This is a genomic window from Variovorax sp. Soil_C_33, assembly GCF_057656935.1.
In genome coordinates this window covers 76,801-93,915 of the sequence record NZ_JBDGJK010000015.1, presented here as the reverse complement: position 1 = coordinate 93,915, position 17,115 = coordinate 76,801, and the positions used below count along the sequence as shown (strand labels likewise).

Here is a 17,115-nt window from a genome sequence, read left to right as displayed (position 1 = left end):
CGTCGAGCTGGCCCATCCGTCAGGTGCCGCAACGCTTCTTGCGGCCGACCGGCCGGTTCTCGACTGACGGAAGAAGGCCCCTCACGGGGTCTTCCTTCATCCTCTCCGCTCAGCGGCCGTCGCGGTCGGAGTCACCGGGGATTGCGCGCTCGACCTTGTCGCTCAGGCGTTGCCACGCATCACGCGTCGCGTGCTTGGCGCGCTCCCAGTCAAGCGAGGATTGGCCGCGGGCGGTGCCCCAGTGGCGACCGAGGTCAGGCTCCACCTCTTCGAACTGGCGGTTGGGGTAGCGCGAATAGGCGTCGACGCCATAGCGGTACGCCGGCGCATAGTCGTCATACGTTGATCCGCTTTGAATGTAAGGACGCCCGGTGTAGTTGTCGCGCCAATAGGCATCCTCCGCGACCGGATCTGCCTTCGTCATCCGGCCGGCGACTGCCCCAGCCACCGCTCCAACCGCTGCCCCGACGGCGGCGCCTACGGGACCGGTCATGCCGCCGACAGCCGCTCCGGCGGCCGCGCCTCCTGCCACGCCACCTGCGACGCCGCCTACCGCGGCGCCAACCCCTGTGGCAGTTGTCTTGTCCTTGGGATCGTTCCGTTCAGCCATCGAAGTCTCCTTGGTAAATTGGAGAATCAAAGTTCTGCCTGTGCCGATGAGAAGCACAGGGTCCACGGACTGATCAGAGTGAAGGGTGGGAGCGCTGCGGCTTGACGGTGCCTGCCTACACCTAGGCGCGACGCACTGGCGCAGAGTGCCGCAGGGAGTTCAGAGTCGCGCCTGCGGGTGCGGCACCTCGACGGTTCCGATTCCCGCATGAGGTTGCCCTCGCTTGTCTCTGGGACAGGCGACCGACCGGCGACCAAAGGCAACGCTGCCAACTGAACGCGCCTTTTTCTTACTTGGCGAGCACCTGCGCTTCTCGATTCTGGCGAGCGCCACTTGTATCGCATCGGGCGTCGCACGTCTTCGGAGGCTCGAGAGCCATCACAACAAGGAGCAAGACATGAAGAAATCCATCTGGCACCGATATGGCTATGGCTGGGTCACCCTTGGCTTCTTCATACTGTCCCTGGTGGGCCATTGGGTTTTCGCGTGGTTCGCCTACGTGGATGAGCAGAATGCTCTTGGCGCTCCGGTGGAGGCGTCGGGCTACTTGATCCAGGTGTCGAGGGACACTTTGGAAAACTGGCAGTCGGAGTTTTTGCAGCTGCTATGGCAAGTCGGCGGCTTGGCCTTCTTGCTTTACGTCGGTTCTCCGCAGTCCAAGGAGGGCGATGATCGGATGGAAGCCAAGATCGACGCGATCTTGGCGGCAGTGGATCCGAAGAATGCAGATGCGCTGATCGACCAGATCGACCAGGAGTACGCGGGAAGGCATGCCGATTCCCGATGGACGCAGCTGGCAAAGAAAGGCTCCGCAGGATGATCGCGCCAGCGCGCTACCAGGGCAGGCGGTCGAGGCGGGCCGGGATGTCGCTGTGAAGAGGCGTCATGCGGGCGCGAGCTTTCGATCGGCCGGCGCCGGCGGCGTCCATTCGTACAGCCAAGTTTCGCTCAAGGCCTGGCCGTCGGCGCGCAGGAAGAGCCGCAGCGTGACCGCCCCGCTGCGCGGCGGCGGCACCGCGTCAAAGGTGGCGCGGACGCCGTTCACCGACGCGAGCAGCCGTGTCGACTTGAGCTCGATGCTTCCGCTCGACGCGGTGATGACGGGCTCGACTGTCGTCGTCTTCGGGTCGATCCGCGCCAGCTGGCCGCCTGCGAAGTCGACCACGAAGCGCCAGGACCAGTGCCGCCGCTTGCGCCCGACCGTGCCGCCGAAGCCGGTGCGCGTGGCCACGCAGGTGCCGAGCGCCGGGCGCACCGGCGCGGTGGCGCCCCAGTAGAGGCGATAGCCGTACAGCAGCTCCTGCCCGCGCTGCGGCTTCTGCGCCGGGTTCCAGAAAGCCACGATGTTGTCGAAGGTCTCGTCCACCGTCGGTATCTCGGCCAGCTGGATCGCGCCTTCACCCCAGGCGGCCTTGGGCTGGACCCAGAGCGAAGGGCGCTTCTCGTAGAAGGCGCCGTCGTCCTGGTAGTGGTCGAAGTTGCGGTCGCGCTGCATCAGGCCGAAGCCCTTGGGGTCCTTGTCGACGAAGGAGCTGAAGCGCAGCGTGGCCGGGTTCGCGAGCGGACGCCAGATCCATTCGCCGTTGCCGCTGTGCATCGCCAAACCGTCGGAGTCGTGGATCTCGGGACGCCAGTCGCGCGCCATGCGGCGGTCGTTCTCGCCGATCTGGAACATGCTCGTGCAGGCGGCGATGCCGAGGCGCTCGATCTGCCTGCGCGGATAGAGCGCAGCATCGACGTCCATCGTCAGCAGCTCGCCCGGCGTGATCGCGAAGCGGTAGGCGCCGGTGATGCTGGGCGAGTCGAGCATCGCGTAGACCACCACTGTGCTCGCGCCCGGCGCCGGCCGCTCGAACCAGAAGTCGGTGAAGTCCGGAAACTCCTCGTCGCGGCCCAGCGCCGTGTCGACTGCGAGGCCGCGTGCCGACAGGCCGTACTGTCTCTCGGCGCCCACCGCGCGGAAGTAGCTGGCGCCGAGGAAGGCGGCGACATCCCTGTCGAAGTCGGGTGCGACGTGGATGCGAAAACCGGCGAAGCCGAGGTCGCGCGGCTGCCGCGCGCCGTCGAGGCCGCTTCGGCCGTAGTCGAACATCGCAGGGTCGTAGGCCAGCTCCTGCGCCTGGCCGCCGGCGAGCTCGAACATGCGCACCGGCCGCTTGAAGAACAGCCCCAGATGGAACAGGCGAATCCAGAAGCGCAGCCTGTCCTCGGCCCACAGCGCATGGTCGGGCTTGAAGCGAATGGCCTGGTACTGGTCCCAGTCGAGCGCCGCGACATCGCGCGGCAGCACCCTGCCGTGCGGCCGATAGGGCCTGTGAGCGAGTTCGCGCGCCACGCCCTTGAGCCAGGCGTAATCGAATTTTCCGGGGCTGCCCAGCGGCTGGGGTCCGGCTGCCCAGGCTGCGGGTGCCACAAGGCTCGTGCAGCCTGTGCTTGCGACCGCGCCGGCAGCGAGAAAGCTTCTTCGTCGCATGGCGCAGTTTAGGCAGCGCCGCGGCCGCGGTTCGTCGGACGAGCGCCTGTTCGGACGGGCTTCGGGCCTGTTGACGGGCCCTATATAGCCCAGATCCGCGGCGGCGTACCGGTCATCTGCCAGCGTCGAGCGCGGCATCGCGCCGCGCACGCGCGATCGGCGAGCCCGCGACGAAGAAGATCGACGCGATGCAGCGGTGCCCGGCCAGGCCGATCGGGCTCTGCAGCAGGCGCCGGTCGGCCGCATCGACGCGGCCGCGTTCCAGCCACACGCCCGGCGCCTCGATGTGCTGCCGCAGCGTGCCGAGCTCGAAGGGACTTGCCGGCGCTGGGCAGCCCCAACGCAGTCACGTCCCAGCCAATCAGCTCGGCGCCTTCGGCTGCGCGCAGGGTCCGCGGCCACCCCTTGCTGCACGGCGAGCGCGGTACCGCCGCTTTCCTGGATGGTGAAGCTCTTCAGCGACGCGCCCGGCTGCAGGGCCTGCGCTTCGATCCATCCGGCGATCTGATTCGTCTCACATCCGAGGCCGATCACCAGCACCGCCGCGAAGTTGGGATGCAGCACATAGCCCGCCAGCGTGCGGCGCAGCACGCGCAGGCCTTCGCCGTCGGCATCGAGCGCGCAGCCGGCGCCGTGGGTCAGCGCTACCCATCGATATTCGGGTAGTCCGCCAGCGCCTGCGGCCGCACGTCGCGGCGAAACTGGTCGGCGATGGCACGCGCCACCGTGGCCGAGCAGTTCACAGAGGTCAGGATGCCGATGTAGTTGCGCGTGGCGACGCGGCCAGCGGCGCGGACGATGCCACCCAACGCCTCGGCGCAGGAGAGGCAGGTGGGATGCCCGACACTACCCTTCACCCCGCGAGCGTGACCCACACCGGCGCGTGGTCGCTCGGTCTCTCGCGGCCGCGGTGCTCCACCTCGACACCGGTGGCCACCAGGCGGGGCAGCAGCGACGGGCTGAGCAGCAGGAAGTCCATGCGGAAGCCGGCATTGCGCCTGTAGGCCGCGTCGTTGACCCAGAAGGTGTAGATCCGCTCGGTGGGGTACAGGTGCCGGGTGGCATCTGCCCAGCCCTGCGTCAGAAGCCGCTCGTAGGCAGCCCGCGTCTGCGGTTGCAGCACCGCGTCGAATCGCCATGGCCACCAGTTGTAGATGTCGGCATTGGTCGGGACCACGTTGAAGTCGCCGGCCAGGACGATGGGAGAGTTGGTGTCGAGCAGCCGGCCTGCATGGGCGATCAGCCGCTCGAACCAAGCCAGCTTGTAGTCGAACTTCGGGCCGGGCTGCGGGTTGCCGTTGGGCAGGTACACGCATCCCACGGTGATGCCGTGGATGTCTGCCTCGAGGTAGCGCGCTTGGTCATCGCTTTCATCGCCCGGCAGGCTGCGGCGGCATTCACGAGGCGCGGCGCCCCGCGCGAGGATGGCCACGCCATGGCGCGAGGGCTGCCCCTTCCAGAGCACGTGATACCCGGCCGCTTCGATGGCCGCCGCCGGGAAGCGGTCGCCGCTGGTCTTGATTTCTTGCAGGCACGCGATATCCGGCCGTGATTCCTTCAGCCACTCCAGCAGGCGCGGCAGGCGGCCGTTGATGCCGTTCACGTTGAATGTGGCGATCTTCACAGGTGAGGCGAGAAGCCTATGCAAGCCACCCCGGGTGCTGGTCGCCGACGTCGCGGATAAGAGCAGTGATCCAAGGCCCCGCTCCGCGGGGTGATTCCTGGTCCGTGGGCCTCACCGGCGATGCTGCAGGGGAACATGAGCTTCTGCTAGGAATGCCCTGCGCGCTTGGCCGCGAAGTACTGCCTGACCGCGTCTGGGGAGTTGCCCACGGCATTCACCGCCTCGCGTAGTTGCTCCTCGCTGCAGCCCAAGCTCTTCAACCAATCGTGCACCTCATCGGGTTGTTCCAGCGAGATGAAGGTTCGATCACTGCCAGTTTCGGCTTTGTCGTCGGTCATGGCCATCCCCTCGGGTTCTGGACGCCGCGAGGATTGCGCGGCTATCTGCCCCAATGTGTAGGAAGCCGCCCCCTGTAAGCCGCGATAAATCGGCTACAGCCCTTGCCGCGCGACCATATCTTCGCCACATCGGAGATCGACCTCTGCGCAGCCCGGATGGAACTGCTTGAACTCGGCGCCCGACGGTATCGGCTGCGATCGGAATTTGCGGACTCCCGGTGAATCGCGTGCATATGGCTACAGGCCGACCAAAGCGAAAATTTGCATACGGGCTCGATGCCGGCCGCACAGAGAAGTGAGGGATTGTCCGACGCATGCAGGACCCAGTTCGTCCAGACTGCTATGCCATGATCCAAAGCGAACTCTTTGGCACCGGCTCTGCGGCTGCCATCGAGGGCTGGGCCTATGAACCGGAGTTTCTGAGCCGTGCCGAAGAGAAGGAACTCCTTGCCATCGTCGAGGCGCTGCCGCTTGAAGACATGCGCTACAAAGGCTACGTTGCGCGGCGGCGCGGCATCAGCTTCGGTGGCTACTATGACTTCGACGCCAATCGCCCGAATCCCTCGGCACCGCTGCCACTGGCGCTTCATCCGCTGCGTGCCAAGGTCGCTCGATGGGTGGGTATCGCCCCGGAGGCCTTCACGCACGTGCTGGTGGCGCAGTACCGCCCTGGAACGCCGCTGGGCTGGCATCGGGACGTTCCGGATTTCGAACAGGTGGTTGGGGTCTCGCTGTTGAGCGCCGCAGTCATGCAGTTTCGCCCCTATCCGCCGCCGGGTCCGGAACGGTCATCCATGGCGGCGCGCCTCGGGCTCGTCATCGAGCCTCGCTCCGTCTACTTGCTGCGCGGCCCGGCGCGATGGCGATGGCAGCACCGCGTGCTGCCCACCGAGGCGCTGCGCTATTCGATCACGCTGCGCACGCCGGCGCGTGAATCCCGATAGGGGGCTTGCGCACAGCGGTTTCGGCGAGCCGCATGTTGTGCGCGACGGAATCCTAGAGCCAGTCCTAGGATCTTGGTTGCTGTCTTCATCGAAGTCGTGATCGCCTTGGCACTGCTGCAGGTGGGCCGCAGGCAATCGAACGCGTTCGCTTCGCGCAAGACTTAAAAGGTGGGCTCTGTTGGCAGGCATGCCGCGCGGAGCCTGCACGAAAGCCAATGAGGTCCGCGGCTTGAACGACGGTCATCTGCCGCTGGCGTTGGGGGTTCAAAAGCAGCGCCCACTTCTGCCGTCTCTTCAAGCAGCAGTACGGCATGACACCAGGCGAGTGCCAGCGCCTGGTCATCGCTTCTCGCCGCACGGCGGTTCTACAGTAAGCGACGCCCTCGCAGCGCGCCGCGAAGCGAACCATCGACACGCGGAATTCTTGAATGAGCGCAACTGCCCGCCGATCGGGTTCCGGTTGCGCCATGGCAAGAGCCGTCGTCAGTTGCAGGTGAGACGGGCGAGCGCCTTGCCCGCGCCAGCCACTGCGGGTAACTTCTGCTTCACGCAGGCCGGGTCCTGCGCCGTGTACGTGTAGGGGATCCCAACTGGGAAGGCGGCAGTCGTGATCCAGTCGGTAGCGTCGCGCGACGGAGAGGACCCGCTGGCCACCCAAGTGATGCCGAAGCTGCTGAAGTCGGCCGGGGTTCTGATGTTGTTGTTGCGCAGTTCCCAGTAACCGATGGCCGAGCTGTCGCGCGAGGTCACGGGGTTCTGCGAATTCTCGAAGTAGTTGCCTTCGATCAGCGAGAAGCCGCCCATGCGGATGTTGGCGCCCGTGGTGATCACGCCGCTGTACAGGTTGTTGTAGAGGTGGGTGTAGCCGCCGCGCTGCAGCGGCAGGCGCGAGCCGAGGTTCTCGTAGACGTTGTGGTGGAAGGTGATGAAGCGATCGCTGGAATCGCTGTCGCTCGAGCCGATGAGGCCGACCTTGTGGTGGTCGTGGATGTGGTTGTAGGAGTAGGTGAGGTGGTGCGCGCCGGCCTTGTTGTCGAGCAGGCCGTCGAACTCCAGGTCGCCCGCGCCCGAGCACTCCTTCAGGCTGCTGAATAGCGTGTTGTGGTCGATCCAGATATAGCCCGGGAACTTGCCCCCCTGGCCCTCGATGCCGATCGCATCGATTGATCCCGGCAGCAGGCCGATCGTCATGTTGCGGATGACGATGTTCGTGGCGTCGGCCTTGATGGCCAGCCCGAAGTTGGCCGATGAGCCATCGACGCCCTCGATGGTGACGTTGCTCTTGTCCTTGATTTCGACGATTGCGCCGGCGGGCAACTGCCACTGCGTGCAGGCGTCGGTGATGCTGGCGAAGTCGAACGTTCCATTGTAGCGGATCACGAGCCCACCGGTGCCGGTGTAGGCGTTAATTGCGGCCTGCATCTGCGCCGCGGTAGAGACCGTCACCGCCGCGACGTTGCCGCCGCCGGTGATCTGGCCGGCGAATCCGCCGCTATCGCTGGTCGAGGCGGAGGCAGGTGCAGGCGCGGCTGCAGGCGCGGGTGCAGGTGCAGGTGCAGGTGCTGGCGCGGGTGCAGGTGCAGGTGCTGGTGCAGGTGCTGGTGCAGGTGCTGGTGCTGGTGCTGGTGCAGGTGCAGGTGCTGGTGCTGGTGCTGGTGCTGATGCCACCAATGACGGGCCGGTTTCGCCGCCGCCTACTCCGCCGCCGCATGCCACCAGCAAGAGCGGCGTCAACAGAGCTCCTGCCGTGCGCGAACGGTGCAGTTCCTGGTTTGCTTGCTTCATTTCTTTCATGAGATTTTTTTAGTGTTGATGCGCCCGCATGAAGAACGAACCCTTCCGAACCGGGAGCAACGCCGATACGCACCCTGCGTGCCGGATTTGCGAATCGATCTCTTCTCCCCGATGTGAGCGCACTTTGTCGGAACTGATCGAGATTCCCGCGGACAAGGCAGTTAGCTCGACATTCAGGACGACAATATTTGTCTCGTTAGTGACAAAACAAAGCATCGGCTGTCGAATCCTGTCGGTCGGCGCGCAACGCTTGCCTGATATCAGGTGGAGGCAGCGTGCGCGATGCACCAATATGAGAGACCGAAGGAACAGTGTGTGAAACTGTGGTTCTCTTGTCACGCGGAGGCGGGCAGGTCATGGAGAGCATCAAGACTTCGCTCGAGGCTCACGGCTTCGCCATGAAGGACGTCGTTAAATGCATCGTGATGCTCGCCGCCATGGGCGAGTGGGGCGCCTTCAACGTGTGTACAAGGGCTACTTCGCCGACGGCATTGCTGCGACGTGACCCGGATCCGGCTACGCTCGGCCGGGGCGCCTTCCTCCTTCCTACGACTCGCTGTTTGCACAGAGCCTGCACCCATCGCGGCTCGGTTGATGGTTGTGCAGGGCCTGCTGGCACGCGGCGTCGCCGACCTGCGCCTGTCACCAACTCTGATGGCCGGGCGCGACCCGCGCGACCCCTGGTGGATGCCGGTGGGCGAACGGTTCGGACCGTTGCAGGAGTGGGCGCGTATCGCCATGGTGATGGCTCGAAGAGGTGACTACGGAGCCCGGCGCGCTGGAAGGGTTGCGGGTGGCTGCGGCCGCGCTTCAGAGGGCCGGCTACGCCGTCCAGGAGGTCATGCCACCGCGCTTCGAGGAAGCCGCGGAACGTGGTCCCCCTTCCGTCACATTACGGGTGTGGTCCGCGAGGAAATGTTGGCGCATCTGCGTCGTACGAGGCCAGGTTCCTGATCTGAGAGACGCCGGCCATGCTCGCGGTCACTTCATATAGCGCTTAAGGAACAAGCGCGTAAGCCACGCTATTTCGTCCGCAGCTTCATCGAGCGGAAAGCGTTCTGCATCAAGCTGCACAGCTCGGTCAGCTCCTGGCCAGCCGCTATGCGGTGGGCCGCGTCTGCATCGTCACTGACGCACTCCTGCACCGCGGGACTGCTTGCGCCTGCGCTCGACAACCTACGCACCAATGGCTGGCAGGTATAGATCGTGGACAACGTGCAGCCCGACCGCCCGACCGCCCGACCGCCCAACCGCCCGACCGCCCAACCGCCCAACCGCCCAACCGCCCAACCGCCCAACCGCCCAACCGCCCCGGCGCGTCGGGCCCGATCGGCACCGCCGCCCGAGCCTCCCAGCCTGCCATGAACTTCGAGGCATTTTTCTCGCACACGCCGACACCCGCAGCAGCCGAGCAGTGTTGCCGTTGACTTCGCAGTGGCCGCGCCAGTGGGTACTGTCTGCCGACGTCTAAAAGCCCAAAAACGCGCCAGACCGGCCACGCCGTGTGGCCAGCCAGCGGTACTTAAGGGTCCAAAAAGACCAGTAAATCTTCACAACGTACGACGGTCATTGGGTCGAGGCGAGGTGTCGCACTGGGTCTTGCGCGCCACCGGCGTACCCGTATAGTCGGCGCTCAGGCACGGACCCTGATCGCCGACGGGCACCAGGCCTTTGATCCAGACCCGGAGGTGATGGTGTGATCCTGTACTCCTTGCCCGGCTCCCGTGCTTACCAGGAACGGATCTATCCCGATCCCTCCCACCTCGATGCGGACACTCGGAAGGCGCTCAAGCTCGAGACCTACGAAGACGTGATAGCGCATTTCACGTCCAGCTCGCTGGCGGAAGACGGCATCGAGATCGAGCCCGGCTCGCTCAGTGTCTCTAAGGGCGAGAGCGCCATGGGCTACGTGGTGAGCTTTCGCGCCCTGCCGGCATTCGCACTCGAGGCCGAGCAGTTCGCAGCCATGCACGTGGCGATGCTCGATCCCCGGTGTGCGGGCCTTGCGCTCCAAGGCGCCGATGTCTGCCGGGAGACCCCGGCGTGGAACCCGATGGCGGGCTATCCCGTGAACCGCAGCGACGGCCCGTCGGAGTGGTTGCCCTGTCTGCCACTGGGCATGCCGATTGCGAACCACCAGGCCGTCACGCTGCTGCACTACCCCCCAATCGTCGCCTACCGCACCGCCAACTATCTGAACAACATGACGCTGCGCCGCTGGGCGCAGATCCTTCGCTGCGTGGGCATCCAGCAGCCGAACCGCTATCACGCGATCATCGACGTCAATCCGATCGCGGCGCCTGGGTCCGGGGAGAGCGAGTATCCGAATGACTATTTCCCGATCAATTTGACGTCGATGTTCTTCGACAACGAAGCGCATGGGCATATCTATGTCCGCTCGATGCTCGAGTTGATGCTGAATCCACCGGCCAATGCGGCCAATCCGACGACCCTTCCGTTGCTGGTGTGCGGCTCTCCGCTCTACGACCCGCAGGCGCCCGGTTGGTTTCGCACGCGCTTCAAGGACCAGTTGCCCAAGGACACCAACGGCTCGCCGACGGCCAACGTCCTGCAGGCGGGATTCGTTCGGATTCACCCGGGCAGCGCCAAGGTGACGCCCTACATGATCGCCAATCACATGATCGCCGCGGGCGTGACCGGGTGCTGCACGAGCGAACCCGGCAAGATCCCGGACATCCGCAAGTACGAAGCCCAGGACCTGGTCGCAGCGACCTTCCTCGGCCAGTGCGCGGATGCGGCGCAGCGGGGCGAGGCGATTGATCCGGCGGCGGCGAAGCAGCAAGCCTGCCAACGCTGGTTCGGCGAGCCCGACGGCAGCGGCGCGCCCAATCCTGCCAACGACAGCGATCGCCTGACGATCTGCGCCCTGGCGCAGATGGACTTGTGCTTCAACCCGAAGACGATTTCGCCGACCTACACCTTCGAACAAGCGATGGCGCGCTGTCGCAGCAAGGGCGGCGCCGACCTCTCGCCGTGCTTCGGCTGTGATCCCTGATCGTAGCCAGGCCGCTGAGCTCCTCGGGCGCGCGGCGGACTTTGTCGTCCCGGGCTCGAGGACGCGCGCGCATTTCACTGCAGGTCTGGGCGCTGCTTGCGGCGTGTCGCGCCGCGGGTCGAGGAGGTCAATGTCTGAGGCGGACTGCGGCACAGGGCTGTCGGCGTTGTTCGAACTGGTTTCGCTTCCCTCGTCGACATGTCTGCCTCCTCATGACGTCTACTTGTGGAGCAGGCGCTCGAAGCCCTGCCATTCGCCCGCCGACGGCTCGCGCAGGTGGCGGGAGCAGCGCTCGACGAACAGCCGCGGAACGGCATCGCCCGGATCCATTGCACTGACCCGCTCGAACAAGGCCCGCGCCGCATCGAAGCCGCCGCCGAAGTAGTTCTCCATCGCCGATCGGAGAAGCTCGCGCGTGGCGAGCTTGGCCGCGCGCCGCCCCGGCGCTTCGGCGTCGATCACCTCATAGAGGTCGACTGCGACGTTCTTGCCCTTGACCGCCACCCGGTCGATCCGGCGCAGCGCGAAAGCCTGCGGCTCGTTCAGGCTGCGGAAGGTGTGCTCGCCGATCAGGAAGCGTGCGCCATAGACCTTGGTGAGCTGCTCGATGCGCGAGGCCAGATTGACGGTGTCGCCGATGACGGTGCACTGGATGCGGTCCCTCCCGCCCACGGTCCCCAGCACCACGGGCCCGGTGTTGGCGCCGATGCCCGCGGCCAGCTCAGGCTGGCCCAGCGCTGCGGCGCGCTCGTTGAACACCTCCAGCGCGCGCCACATGCCGATGCCCGCGCGAACGGCAGCGTCGGCTCCGGTGTCGAACAGCACCTTGATCTCGTCGCCCGCGAACGAGTCGATGAAGCCGCCCGCCTGCGTGATCTGCTCCTCCATGCTGCGGAAGTAGCGGTTGAGCAGGTCGATGATGCTGCGTGGATCGAGCCGTTCGGCGAGTGGCGTGAAGCCGCGCAGGTCGGCAAACATCACGCTCATGGTCTTGGCCACGTTCTCGCCCAGGTCCACGCGTGCGATGTCGAGCCGGTCCAGGCTTTCCAGGAACTGGCTCGGCACGAAGCGGCGCTGGGCGTCGATCAAGCGCTGCTGGTCCTTGTAGAGCCTGGCGTTCTCGATGGAGATCGACACCTGGGCCGCGAGCAGCTGGATCAGCTCGATGCGATCGTCGGTGAACACGCCGCCCGTCAGGCTGTTCTCCATGTAGATCGCGCCCTCGAACTTGCCGTGGTGCAGCAGCGGAATGCACAGCACCGACTGCGGCTTGCGCGCGAGCAGGTAGGCGTCGCGGGAGAAGTGCGCAGCGCGCGCCGCATCGTGCAGCACGAGCGGGCTGTTCGTGTGCAACACGTGGTAGACGATCGAAATCGGGAGCGCACCCTCGTTGCCGTCGAAGGGAATTGCTCGTGGGGCAGCGGCGGCTTCGCTGCCGATCTCGCACAGGCCCTCGATGACCAGCTGGCCGTCCTGCCGGACCACGAAGCAACCGCGCTGGCCACCGGCGTTCTCGAGCATGATCCGCATCGTGGTGGTCCACAGTTGCTCCAGCGCGATCTCGCTGGAAATCGCCTGTGAAGCCTTCATCACCGAGGCCAGGTCGAGCGCGGCCGAATCGACGCCGACCAAATCTGCCGCGCGCAGAGCGACATTGGTTGCCACCGCGTTGCCCCGGTTGGGCTGAGGCCGAAGCAACTGCGCGAACTCCTCCTCCAGGTGAGCGACCTTGCGCCGGGCACCCCAGCTTTCGTAGAGATTGCGCGCCGCGCGCAGATAGCCTTCGGCGGCCTTGCGCCGGCCGGTGGCGAGTAGATGCCGGGCGGCGAGCTCATTGGCCATCGCTTCGTCGCGGCGAAACCCTGCCTCGCGGGCAGCCTCCATGGCCTGCTCGTACCCCCGCAGCGCCAGCTCGATGCGTCCGTCGACGCGGGCGAGTTCCGCCTGCATGAGCCGCTGCAGATGCAGGAAGTTGTCCGGGCAGTTCGCGGCCCAGCGCGTCATGCGCCGCAGATCCGCGCGCATGCGACTGCGCGTGGCGGCCTGCTCGTCCGGGGCCATCCCGGGCAGGCACGCCGCCAGCGTGAGGAACGCGACGATATAGAAGCGCGCCAGTTGCGGCAGCGACATCGCCGAGGCGATCAACCGATCCTGTTCGCGCACATGCACCAGCGCTTGTGCGTGTGCGCCGTAGAACCAGCAGATCTCCGCCTTGTAGATGTGGTAGTTGGCGACCCCGGTCATGAACCTGCGCTGCCGCATGCCCTCGAGGCAGCGTTGCTCGTCGAAGGTGGCATCGTTCATCGAGCACAGGCTGTCAGTCTGGCCCAGGAAATTGCGCTGCATCTGCAGGAAGAGGGTGCCCGAATCGAGCGAGTCCTGGTACTCGCAGTCGCGCACGATGGTGAGGAAGTCGGCATGCTCCTGCGCCGCCGTTTCCAGGTCGAGCTTCGGGTCCCAGATGATGCAGTCCTGCGCGCTGTAGGCAAGGTAGAGCAGGTCGCCGGACTGGTAGCCGGCCTCGATGCCGCGGCGGAACCACGGCGTCATGCTCGACCAGTGATTGTTCCAGTGGTGCACGAACATCGTATAGACGTAGATCACGCGTGATTTCAGCGCGATGTCGTCGAGCCTGTCGTTCATGGCCACGGCGAGCTTGCCGTACTCATAGCCCAGCGCTGGGTTGTCGAGCGCGCCGCACAGCAGCATGCCGTAGGCGGCATAGGCAAAGGCCGACTCGGGGCCGTTTCCGTAGCGCAGCGAGATGTTGACCGACTTCAACACCAGGAAGGGGAAAAGATTGCCGCTGCCCGAGAGAAAGGCGGCGGGGAAGATCTCCATCAGCAAGCGCATCGCCACCTGATGCGCCCGGTCCGACATCGGCGGCGCCGCGATCAGCTCGGCGATCTTCCTTCCGGCCAGGTTGCGCTTGACGGCGGCAACCTCGCGGCCGATCGCGGCGCGATCGGGGTTCGCGGCGAGGCGCATGCCGAGCAGGGCCAGGCCCGTGGTCGCGGCGCTGATCGACTCGTTCATCTTCCCGGTGGTGGCGTACTGGCGGGTGCGCATCGACAGGATTTCGGCCTTCTCCAGGTTGCTGCGGGCATGGGCGAGCATCTGTTCGATCCACGACTCGGCTTCGTCATAGCGCGCCGTCAGATAGGCGCATTGCTGGTACTCGGTGGCCAGCGCCATCGTGAGATCGGTATCGCTCGTCCAGGCGTCCGGCGGCAGCAGTTCCTGCCCTGTGCGCAGGTAGCCCAGGGCCGACTCGTAGGCGGACGAGCGCTGGGCCCGGATGCCTGCGGCCAGGTTCAGGCGCGCCAGCGCCTTGCGCTCGACAGGATCGTCGATGAGCCGCAGGCATTCGTTCAGGTGGCCGACGATCTCAATCAGGCGCTCCTTGCGCTCCTCGTCGCTCGCGTGGCGCTGAATCAGCCGGCCGACCGACAGGTGCACGGCCTCCTTGTGTTCGGCGTCGATGAGGGCGTAGGCGGCCTGCTGCACCCGGTCGTGCTGGAAGCGATAGCTAGGATTCAATCCCGTGTCCGTGGCCGCTGCGCCGCCGGCCTTGCCGACGAGCTTGTAGTCGTCGCTCAGCGGAATGACCAGGTGCCGCTGGAGGGCCGGCAGGAGATCCTCGCCGGTCTGGTCCATCGATCGCTCGTGGATGATCGACAAGGTCCTCAGGTCGAAGGCGTTGCCGATGCATGCGGCCAGCTGCAGCACTCGCTGCGTGGCGGCCGGCAGCTTGCGTAGGTTGGCGATCACGAAGTCGACCACGTCGCTGCCGAGTCCGCTGCGCCGCACGGCGTCCATGTCCCAGCGCCAGCGCCCCGCCTCCGGCACGAACGCGATCGCCCGCGCCTGCTCGAGCGTGCGGAGGATCTCGGAGAGAAAGAACGGATTGCCCTGGGCGCGCTCGTGCAGCAGCTCGGCGAGCGGGCGGCAGGCCGCGGCGCTGGTGTGCAGCGCATCGGCCACGAGCTGCTCGACTGCAGCGAGCTCCAGCGGCAGCAGCGCCAGTGCGTGGACGGCCCGACTCTCCTGAATCTCGTTCAATGCCAGGCGCAGCGGATGGCCGATGTCGACCTCGTTGCTGCGGTAGGCGCCTATCACCATGAGGTGCCTGAGCTCGCGCGCCGTGGCCAGCCAGCGGATCAGGTTGAGCGTCGACGCGTCGCTGAACTGCAAATCGTCGAGGAAGATCACCAGCGGCTCCTCGCTGGCAATGACCCTGACGAAATTCAGGAACGCGATCTGCAGGCGGTTCTGCGCCTCGTTGGGCGGCAGTTCGGGCACCGCCGGGGGCACACCGACGAGCTGCTCGAGCTCGGGTATGAGGTCGACCAGCACCTGCGCGTTGGGCGCGACGGCGGCGAGCAGCTTGCGGCGCCAGGCCTGCCGCCGCTCGGCGGGCTCGACCATGAGCTGCCGCACCAGGCTGCGGAAGGCCACGGCCACGGCGGAGTAGGGCGTGCTGCGCTGGAACTGGTCGAACTTGCCCTGGATCAGGTAGCCACGCTGGCGAACCAGCGGCTTGGCGATCTCGTTGACCAGCGCCGACTTGCCCACTCCCGAGTGCCCCGACACCATGCACAGCTCGGTGCCGCCCGCGGCCACGCGCTCGAACAGCGCCAGCAGCGCGGCCCGCTCCGGTTCGCGGCCGTAGAGCCGCTGCGGGATGTGGAACTTGCGCGAGACGTCGCGATGCCCGAGCGCGAAGGCAGCGATGGTGCCGGTCTGGGCCAGCTCGCGCTGGCAGCGGCCGAGATCCTCGATCAAGCCAAAGCTGCTCTGGTAGCGGTCCTCGGCATTCTTGGCCATCAGCTTCAGCACGATCGCCGAGACCGGCTGCGGGATTCGCGGGTCGACCTCGCTCGGCGAGGGCGGGGCCTTGCCGATGTGGCTGTGAACCCATTCGAGCACGGATTCGGCATGGAACGGCAGCTCGCCCGTCAACAGCTCGAACAGCGTGATGCCGAGCGAGTAGAAGTCCGAGCGGTAGTCGAGATAGCGATTCAACCGCCCGGTCTGCTCGGGCGACATGTAGCGCAGAGCGCCTTCGAGCCGCCGGGACAGGGCGTCGCTCTGGCGTTCGAGCGATAGCTCGGACGCAATGCTGAAATCGATCAGGCGCACTGCGTCCGTGGCGTCGACCAGGATGCTATGCGGCTCGATGTTCTTGTGCACCACGTCCAGCTCGTGAATGCGCGCCAGCGCCTGGGCGATCGCGACCGCGATCCTGAAGAGGCTTTCCAGCGCCAGCCCGCGCTCGCCGTGGGCCGCGATCTGCTCGGACAGCGAATGACCGAAGGGCTCCAGCACGAGCGCGACGTTGCCGTTGCCCCAGGCCTCCAGTGCGTGCACGCGGATGACGGACTCGACCGACTGCAGCCGCGTCAACAGATGGAATTCGCGGCGCAGCTCGGCCACTTCCTGCCGGGCGGGATACTCGGCGTCCAGCGTCTTGATGATGACCGGATGGCCATCGGCATCGCGCACGGCCCGGTAGACCGACCGCCGCTGCGACTGGTGGATGCGCTCGCCGATGTGGTAGCCGGGGATCTTCACCACCGGGCACCGATGCTAGATGCCGAAGACGCGTTGGAATCGGTCGGCGTAGGCCTCGGCTGCCGTATCGCGCAGCGGCGATCCATGGCCGCACAGGGCGTGGCGGAACGGCAGCGCACGCAGGCGCGCGTAGTCCTCGCCCTTGGGCTCGTTGACCTGCATGAACAGCGGACCGAGATTGGCGGGCTGGAAGAAGCCCATCTCTGCCATGGTCCGGCGCGACTCGTCCGAGAAGAATTCGTCCGGCGCCACCCAGTTCTGCAGCGCGTCGCAAGCGACCAGGATGCCGCCCGCTCGATCGATGTGCACGATGCACTCGGGCAGCTTGGTGGTGCCGAAGGCGAATACGCTGCAGCCGGCGAAGGGCATCTCGCCGCCGGGCGCGAGCACCTTGTCGGCCTGCAGCCCGTGGTCGTGCTGCATGCCGGGCGGGGCCCACAGGGTGGCGCCGTAGCGCGTCTTGTAGAAGGCGTCGTCCCGCCCGTGCAGCGAACCGATCCTGACCACGTTCGCCACACGCCCGAGGCTGTCGAGCCGGGTCAAGGCGGAGTCGTCGAGGCGAACCGTGTTGATGAGGGTCAGCGCATCGCCGTCGCGCACCACCGTCATGTTGCGACTGAAGTGCCAGGGCGCGTCCATCAGCACGGTCTTCATGGCACCGGTGACGAAAAAGACATCGGGAAAGACTTCTTCCAGCTCGCCGTGCGGCAAGGCGGGTGGCAACTCGTCCATTGCGTCACTC

At 66.1% G+C, this 17,115-nt stretch carries 11 protein-coding genes and 3 pseudogenes; 5 read left to right on the top strand and 9 right to left on the bottom strand.

Annotated elements, in window-relative coordinates:
- Nucleotides 1-109: 109 nt before the first annotated feature.
- Nucleotides 110-610 carry a glycine zipper domain-containing protein gene (locus tag AC3A6B_RS21960; RefSeq protein ID WP_487838764.1) on the bottom strand — a complete coding sequence of 167 codons (501 nt, stop codon included), beginning with the start codon at nucleotides 608-610 and terminating at the stop codon, nucleotides 110-112.
- Nucleotides 611-1,007: 397 nt separating this feature from the next.
- On the opposite strand from AC3A6B_RS21960, the gene AC3A6B_RS21955 reads away from it, so the two are divergent.
- Nucleotides 1,008-1,430, top strand: coding sequence for a DUF6766 family protein (locus tag AC3A6B_RS21955; RefSeq protein WP_487838763.1), 423 nt, complete (start codon nucleotides 1,008-1,010; stop codon nucleotides 1,428-1,430).
- Nucleotides 1,431-1,493: 63 nt separating this feature from the next.
- On the opposite strand, the gene AC3A6B_RS21950 is transcribed toward AC3A6B_RS21955, so the two are convergent.
- The 5 genes and pseudogenes from AC3A6B_RS21950 to AC3A6B_RS21930 all read right to left on the bottom strand — a co-directional run bounded on the left by AC3A6B_RS21950 (nucleotide 1,494) and on the right by AC3A6B_RS21930 (nucleotide 5,045).
- The gene (locus AC3A6B_RS21950; RefSeq protein WP_487838762.1) at nucleotides 1,494-3,083 is read right to left on the bottom strand and encodes an OpgD/OpgG family glucan biosynthesis protein; all 1,590 of its coding nucleotides are present in this window, start codon (nucleotides 3,081-3,083) and stop codon (nucleotides 1,494-1,496) included.
- 115 nt (nucleotides 3,084-3,198) lie between these two features.
- Nucleotides 3,199-3,475 (bottom strand): annotated as a pseudogene (locus AC3A6B_RS21945) (urease accessory protein UreD); the annotation flags it as partial.
- A 4-nt stretch (nucleotides 3,476-3,479) separates the two neighbouring features.
- A pseudogene (locus tag AC3A6B_RS21940) lies at nucleotides 3,480-3,919 on the bottom strand (UxaA family hydrolase); the annotation flags it as partial.
- Nucleotides 3,920-3,936: 17 nt separating this feature from the next.
- Nucleotides 3,937-4,707 carry an exodeoxyribonuclease III gene (xth, locus tag AC3A6B_RS21935; RefSeq protein ID WP_487838761.1) on the bottom strand — a complete coding sequence of 257 codons (771 nt, stop codon included), beginning with the start codon at nucleotides 4,705-4,707 and terminating at the stop codon, nucleotides 3,937-3,939.
- A gap of 146 nt (nucleotides 4,708-4,853) precedes the next feature.
- Nucleotides 4,854-5,045 carry a DUF3606 domain-containing protein gene (locus AC3A6B_RS21930; RefSeq protein WP_487838760.1) on the bottom strand — a complete coding sequence of 64 codons (192 nt, stop codon included), beginning with the start codon at nucleotides 5,043-5,045 and terminating at the stop codon, nucleotides 4,854-4,856.
- Nucleotides 5,046-5,392: 347 nt separating this feature from the next.
- Here AC3A6B_RS21930 and AC3A6B_RS21925 point away from each other — a divergent pair, with 347 nt between their 5' ends.
- Both AC3A6B_RS21925 and AC3A6B_RS21920 read left to right on the top strand, forming a co-directional pair.
- Nucleotides 5,393-5,989: an alpha-ketoglutarate-dependent dioxygenase AlkB gene (locus AC3A6B_RS21925; protein WP_487838759.1), complete on the top strand. Its 597-nt coding sequence runs from the start codon at nucleotides 5,393-5,395 to the stop codon at nucleotides 5,987-5,989.
- A 242-nt stretch (nucleotides 5,990-6,231) separates the two neighbouring features.
- The gene (locus AC3A6B_RS21920) at nucleotides 6,232-6,363 is read left to right on the top strand and encodes an AraC family transcriptional regulator (RefSeq protein ID WP_487838821.1); all 132 of its coding nucleotides are present in this window, start codon (nucleotides 6,232-6,234) and stop codon (nucleotides 6,361-6,363) included.
- A gap of 109 nt (nucleotides 6,364-6,472) precedes the next feature.
- Here the strand turns inward: AC3A6B_RS21920 and AC3A6B_RS21915 are convergent.
- Nucleotides 6,473-7,483 (bottom strand): annotated as a pseudogene (locus AC3A6B_RS21915) (pectate lyase family protein); the annotation flags it as partial.
- 23 nt (nucleotides 7,484-7,506) lie between these two features.
- Between AC3A6B_RS21915 and AC3A6B_RS21910 the strand changes: the two are divergent.
- Both AC3A6B_RS21910 and AC3A6B_RS21905 read left to right on the top strand, forming a co-directional pair.
- A complete protein-coding gene (locus AC3A6B_RS21910) occupies nucleotides 7,507-7,785 on the top strand; it encodes a hypothetical protein (RefSeq protein ID WP_487838826.1) in 279 nt (92 codons plus the stop codon).
- Between the two features lie 1,694 nt (nucleotides 7,786-9,479).
- Nucleotides 9,480-10,799 carry a hypothetical protein gene (locus AC3A6B_RS21905; protein ID WP_487838758.1) on the top strand — a complete coding sequence of 440 codons (1,320 nt, stop codon included), beginning with the start codon at nucleotides 9,480-9,482 and terminating at the stop codon, nucleotides 10,797-10,799.
- 219 nt (nucleotides 10,800-11,018) lie between these two features.
- On the opposite strand, the gene AC3A6B_RS21900 is transcribed toward AC3A6B_RS21905, so the two are convergent.
- Both AC3A6B_RS21900 and AC3A6B_RS21895 read right to left on the bottom strand, forming a co-directional pair.
- Nucleotides 11,019-16,373: an AAA family ATPase gene (locus AC3A6B_RS21900; protein ID WP_487838757.1), complete on the bottom strand. Its 5,355-nt coding sequence runs from the start codon at nucleotides 16,371-16,373 to the stop codon at nucleotides 11,019-11,021.
- Between the two features lie 15 nt (nucleotides 16,374-16,388).
- Nucleotides 16,389-17,105, bottom strand: a complete 717-nt coding sequence (locus tag AC3A6B_RS21895; protein ID WP_487838756.1) for an MBL fold metallo-hydrolase — start codon at nucleotides 17,103-17,105, stop codon at nucleotides 16,389-16,391.
- Nucleotides 17,106-17,115: the final 10 nt, after the last annotated feature.

What these genes read in the sequence shown, in the direction of transcription:
- AC3A6B_RS21960 (WP_487838764.1), bottom strand. Translation starts at nt 610, where the DNA reads ATGGCTGAACGGAACGATCCCAAGGACAAGACAACTGCCACAGGGGTT.
- AC3A6B_RS21955 (WP_487838763.1), top strand. Translation starts at nt 1,008, where the DNA reads ATGAAGAAATCCATCTGGCACCGATATGGCTATGGCTGGGTCACCCTT.
- AC3A6B_RS21950 (WP_487838762.1), bottom strand. Translation starts at nt 3,083, where the DNA reads ATGCGACGAAGAAGCTTTCTCGCTGCCGGCGCGGTCGCAAGCACAGGC.
- AC3A6B_RS21930 (WP_487838760.1), bottom strand. Translation starts at nt 5,045, where the DNA reads ATGACCGACGACAAAGCCGAAACTGGCAGTGATCGAACCTTCATCTCG.
- AC3A6B_RS21925 (WP_487838759.1), top strand. Translation starts at nt 5,393, where the DNA reads ATGATCCAAAGCGAACTCTTTGGCACCGGCTCTGCGGCTGCCATCGAG.
- AC3A6B_RS21895 (WP_487838756.1), bottom strand. Translation starts at nt 17,105, where the DNA reads ATGGACGAGTTGCCACCCGCCTTGCCGCACGGCGAGCTGGAAGAAGTC.